The sequence below is a fragment of the Ruegeria sp. genome (genome assembly GCF_028066395.1).
Lineage (GTDB): Bacteria > Pseudomonadota > Alphaproteobacteria > Rhodobacterales > Rhodobacteraceae > Ruegeria.
This window is the reverse complement of record NZ_JALCBM010000034.1, coordinates 16,832-21,055: the sequence shown is the minus strand read 5'-3', so window position 1 is coordinate 21,055 and position 4,224 is coordinate 16,832. Positions and strand designations below refer to the sequence as shown.

Annotated in this window: 4 protein-coding genes and 1 pseudogene; all 5 read left to right on the top strand. The window is 62.8% G+C overall.

Annotated elements, in window-relative coordinates:
• Positions 1 to 143 precede the first annotated feature (143 nt).
• Positions 144 to 869 carry a 16S rRNA (uracil(1498)-N(3))-methyltransferase gene (locus MPJ51_RS12015; RefSeq protein WP_298386736.1) on the top strand — a complete coding sequence of 242 codons (726 nt, stop codon included), beginning with the start codon at positions 144 to 146 and terminating at the stop codon, positions 867 to 869.
• Positions 869 to 1,699: a GNAT family N-acetyltransferase gene (locus MPJ51_RS12010; protein WP_298386733.1), complete on the top strand. Its 831-nt coding sequence runs from the start codon at positions 869 to 871 to the stop codon at positions 1,697 to 1,699. The genes MPJ51_RS12015 and MPJ51_RS12010 overlap by 1 nt, the downstream gene beginning before the upstream one ends.
• 14 nt (positions 1,700 to 1,713) lie before the next feature.
• The gene (locus MPJ51_RS12005; protein WP_298386730.1) at positions 1,714 to 2,241 is read left to right on the top strand and encodes a hypothetical protein; all 528 of its coding nucleotides are present in this window, start codon (positions 1,714 to 1,716) and stop codon (positions 2,239 to 2,241) included.
• A gap of 66 nt (positions 2,242 to 2,307) precedes the next feature.
• Positions 2,308 to 3,678, top strand: coding sequence for a glutamate--cysteine ligase (locus tag MPJ51_RS12000; RefSeq protein WP_298386727.1), 1,371 nt, complete (start codon positions 2,308 to 2,310; stop codon positions 3,676 to 3,678).
• 70 nt (positions 3,679 to 3,748) lie between these two features.
• Positions 3,749 to 4,224: pseudogene (locus MPJ51_RS11995) on the top strand (phenylalanine--tRNA ligase subunit alpha); the annotation flags it as partial.

Genomic DNA, 4,224 nt, shown 5'->3' with positions numbered 1-4,224 from the left:
GTGCCGATGGGCCGGTCCGCGCGGCTGAGGCGCAGATAGGGGCGGGCAAAGGCCGGGGCGCGGGTGTCGACCCAGTTGCCGCTGACCGCATCCGCGACCTGACCGTCTGGTGTTGGGGCATTGCCTTGCATATGTAGGGTCTCATGAGTGCAAAAATCAGACTGTATGTAGAGCACCCTTTGGGTCCGGGGCAATCGGTTCCTTTGACGCGCGACCACGCGCATTACCTGTTTGGCGTGATGCGGCAGGCGGTCGGGGGCCATGTGGCCCTGTTCAACGGGCAGGATGGCGAGTGGTTGGCTGAGGTTGCCGAGGCTGGAAAGCGCGGCGGCACCCTTACCTGCGCGCAGCAGACGAAACCTCTGCAACTGCCGCCCGATCTGTGGCTGCTATTTGCCCCGATCAAGAAGGCCCGGACCGATTTCATCGTGGAGAAAGCCGCCGAAATGGGGGCCGCGCGGATCATCCCAGTGCAGACCGAGTTCACCAATTCCGAACGCATCCGGCAGGACCGGCTGCAAGCCCACGCGGTTGAGGCCGCCGAGCAATGCGGTGGCACCTTTGTGCCCGAGGTCACTGACCTGCACCGCCTCGACCGGTTTCTGGACGCGTGGCCCGAGGGTCGCCAGTTGATGTTCTGCGACGAGGCCGAGGTCGGCTCGGCCTTGCGTCTGGCCGAAACGGCTGCCGGTCAGCCCTGGGCGATTCTGATCGGCCCCGAGGGCGGGTTTTCCGAACGAGAGCGTAAACGCCTGACCGGATTGCCCTATGCTCATGTGGTCAGCCTCGGCCCGCGCATTTTGCGGGCGGATACGGCGGCAGTGGCGGCGATGACCTTGTGGCAGCAGGCTTTGGGGGATTGGTCCTGATGTGGCGCCTTGCGCAGCGGCAGGATATTTCGGCGCTGCAAAAGTTCCTCTACTGCCATATCCAAAGCTCGATGTTCCCGCTGGGCAATCTGCAGGATTACGGTCTGAACGGTCCGCATCCGCGCAGCATGAATTTCTGGCTGCTGGGTGACACGCCGCGCGGTACGTTTGGCATCACCAATGAGGGGATGATCCTGCCGCAATGCCCTGACCTATCCGACGTTGAGATTGCGGCGGCTCTTGACCTGATCCATGGCCGGAAAGTCATAGGCGTGGTCGGAGAGACTGCGCAGGTTCGCCAGATTATTCACAACGCGGGTTGGCAGGGCAGGCCTACCATCCTGAACCGGGATGAGCCCGCATTTGCCCTCGATCTCAGCGCCTTCGCCCTGCCCGAAATACCGGGTGTGAAGCTTGCGTCGCTGGGTGAAGTCGACCGTGATCTGGTGACCGGATGGCGGCGCGCCTATCACGTTGAATGCCTCGGGACCGATCCGACTCAGGCTGCCACGCAGGCTGAACAAGACATTGACAGATATCTTGAACGAGACAGCCACCGGGTCCTGCTGCACAATGGTCAGCCAGTTGCCATGACGGGTTTCAATGCGGCCCTGCCTGATGTGGTGCAGATTGGTGGCGTGTATACTCCGCCCGACCTGCGCAGACGCGGGTATGCCCGGACGGTGCTGGCCTTGCATCTCAGCGAAGCGCACGCGGCGGGTGTCAGCCGGGCCGTGCTGTTTGCGGCTTCAAATGCAGCTGCGCGGGCCTATATTGCAATCGGGTTCGCGCCTGCCGGAACATTCTCTCTGGTCCTGTTCAACGAATGATTGGAATCCACGTCATGAGTTTCATCCGACCCGAAGCCAAACTGGCGCTATGGCGCTGGCGCGAGGTGCTTGTGGCGGGGTTCGTGCTGATCCTCGGCCTTAGCTGGGTCAGCGGCCCTGGTGGGTTGCTGGGCTGGCTCGGCTGGGTGCTGATCGCCGTTGCGGTGGCTCTGGCAGTGATCGGCATTCAGCGCACGCGGTTCCGTACCGGGGCGGGCGGCCCGGGTGTCGTGACCATCGACGAAGGCCAGATCACCTATCTTGGCCCGCTGGACGGCGGCATCGTCGCCGCGCGTGAGATTGAGCGGCTGGCGCTGGACCCCAGTTCAAACCCGGCGCATTGGGTGCTGGACCAGCCGGGGCAGCCAACGCTTCACATTCCCGTGAACGCCGAAGGGGCCGAGGCGCTGTTCGACGTGTTTTCCAACCTGCCCGGTCTGAAAACGGAACGCATGCTGACCGAACTCAACAGCGGGTCCCCACACCCGGTTGTGATCTGGGAGCGTCACCCGATGCGCCCGCCACATGCGCGGCTGCATTGACACTCCGCCCATTTCCGCACAGGACTGGCCCTGAAAGACAGACACATCAGGATCGGAGCACGGTTCATGTCCATTCCCCAGTCCGGCGGCGGACCGATCGAACGCCACGAACAGCTGGCCGAATATCTGGAATCGGGCTGCAAGCCCAAGGCAGATTGGCGCATCGGCACCGAGCATGAGAAGTTCGGCTATTGCAAGGACACTCTGAAACCGCTGCCGTTTGAGGGTACTCGTTCCATCGTTGCCGTACTGGAAGGTCTGCGCGACCGCCACGGCTGGGGTGAGGTGCGCGAGGGCGACAAGCTGATCGGTCTGGAAAAGGACGGTGCCAATGTCAGCCTCGAACCGGGCGGCGCGTTGGAGCTGTCGGGTGCCCCGCTGGAGACGATCCATGAAACCTGCGACGAGGTGAATACACACCTGCGTGAGGTGAAGGATATTGCCGATGAGATTGGCGTGGGCTTCATCGGTCTGGGCGCGGCCCCGATCTGGAGCCATGAGGAAATGCCGCTGATGCCCAAGGGGCGGTATCGGCTGATGAACGACTATATGGAGAAGGTCGGCACCATGGGCCGCGCCATGATGCGGCGGACCTGTACGGTGCAGGTCAATATCGACTTCGGCTCTGAGGCTGACATGGTGCAGAAACTGCGCGTGGCGCTGGCGTTGCAGCCTGTCGCAACTGCGCTGTTTGCCAATTCCCCGTTCTTCGAGGGCAAACCCAACGGCCAGAAAAGCTGGCGCAGTCATATCTGGCGGCATCTGGATGACGCCCGCACCGGCATGCTGCCTTTCGTGTTCGAAGAGGGTTTCGGCTTTGAACGCTATGTCCAATACGCGCTCGATGTGCCGATGTATTTCGTCTATCGCGACGGTGAATATATCAACGCGCTGGGCATGTCCTTCCGCGACTTCCTGCAGGGCAAACTGCCCGCCCTGCCCGGCGAAACACCCACGCTGTCAGACTGGGCCGACCACCTGACCACCGCCTTCCCCGAAGCGCGGATCAAGAAATTCATGGAGATGCGCGGCGCCGATGGTGGCCCGTGGCGGCGCCTGTGTGCGCTGCCCGCGTTTTGGGTTGGCCTGACCTATGATCAGGGCGCGCTGGATGCGGCCTGGGATCTGGTCAAAGGCTGGGATGCGGAAACGCGCGAGGAACTGCGGGTGCAGGCCGCCGTCAAAGGTTTGCAGGCGCAGGTCGGCGACATCAACATGCACGATCTGGCGCGTGAGGTGGTCGCGATTTCCGAGGCTGGTCTGAAAGCCCGCGCCTGTCCCGGTGCCGGTGGGCTGGTCCCGGATGAGACGCATTTCTTGAACGCGCTGAAGGATTCCGTCGAATCCGGTCAGGTGCCCGCTGATGAGTTGCTGGAACGGTATCATGGCGACTGGAACGGCGATCTGACCCGGATTTTCCCGGAATACAGCTACTGACCCACCCCGTCCCGCTTGCATTTGCGGGACGAGGCCGATAGCAGGTTGGCGACCAAATTCAGAGGGCGTCATGGACGATCTTAAGGCAAAATACCTGGGGCAAATCGCCGAAGCCGGTGACGAAAACGCGCTTGAGGCGATCCGCGTCGCCGCCGTCGGCAAAAAAGGCGAGGTCGCGCTGAAGATGCGCGAGCTGGGCAAGATGACCCCCGAGGAACGTCAGGTCGCAGGCCCCGCGCTGAATGCCCTGAAGGACGAGATCAACTCGGCCCTCACCGCCAAAAAGGCCGCACTGGCCGATGCCGCGCTGGATGAACGCCTGCGCACCGAATGGCTGGACGTCACCCTGCCGACCCGTCCGCGCCGTCAGGGCTCGATCCACCCGATCAGTCAGGCGACCGAGGAACTGACCGCGATTTTTGCCGAACTTGGGTTCTCGGTGGCCGAGGGGCCGCGGATCGAGGATGACTGGTACAATTTCGACGCCCTGAACATCCCCGGCCACCACCCCGCGCGGGCCGAGATGGACACGTTCTACATGCACCG

What these genes read in the sequence shown, in the direction of transcription:
- MPJ51_RS12015 (WP_298386736.1), top strand. Translation starts at nt 144, where the DNA reads ATGAGTGCAAAAATCAGACTGTATGTAGAGCACCCTTTGGGTCCGGGG.
- MPJ51_RS12010 (WP_298386733.1), top strand. Translation starts at nt 869, where the DNA reads ATGTGGCGCCTTGCGCAGCGGCAGGATATTTCGGCGCTGCAAAAGTTC.
- MPJ51_RS12005 (WP_298386730.1), top strand. Translation starts at nt 1,714, where the DNA reads ATGAGTTTCATCCGACCCGAAGCCAAACTGGCGCTATGGCGCTGGCGC.
- MPJ51_RS12000 (WP_298386727.1), top strand. Translation starts at nt 2,308, where the DNA reads ATGTCCATTCCCCAGTCCGGCGGCGGACCGATCGAACGCCACGAACAG.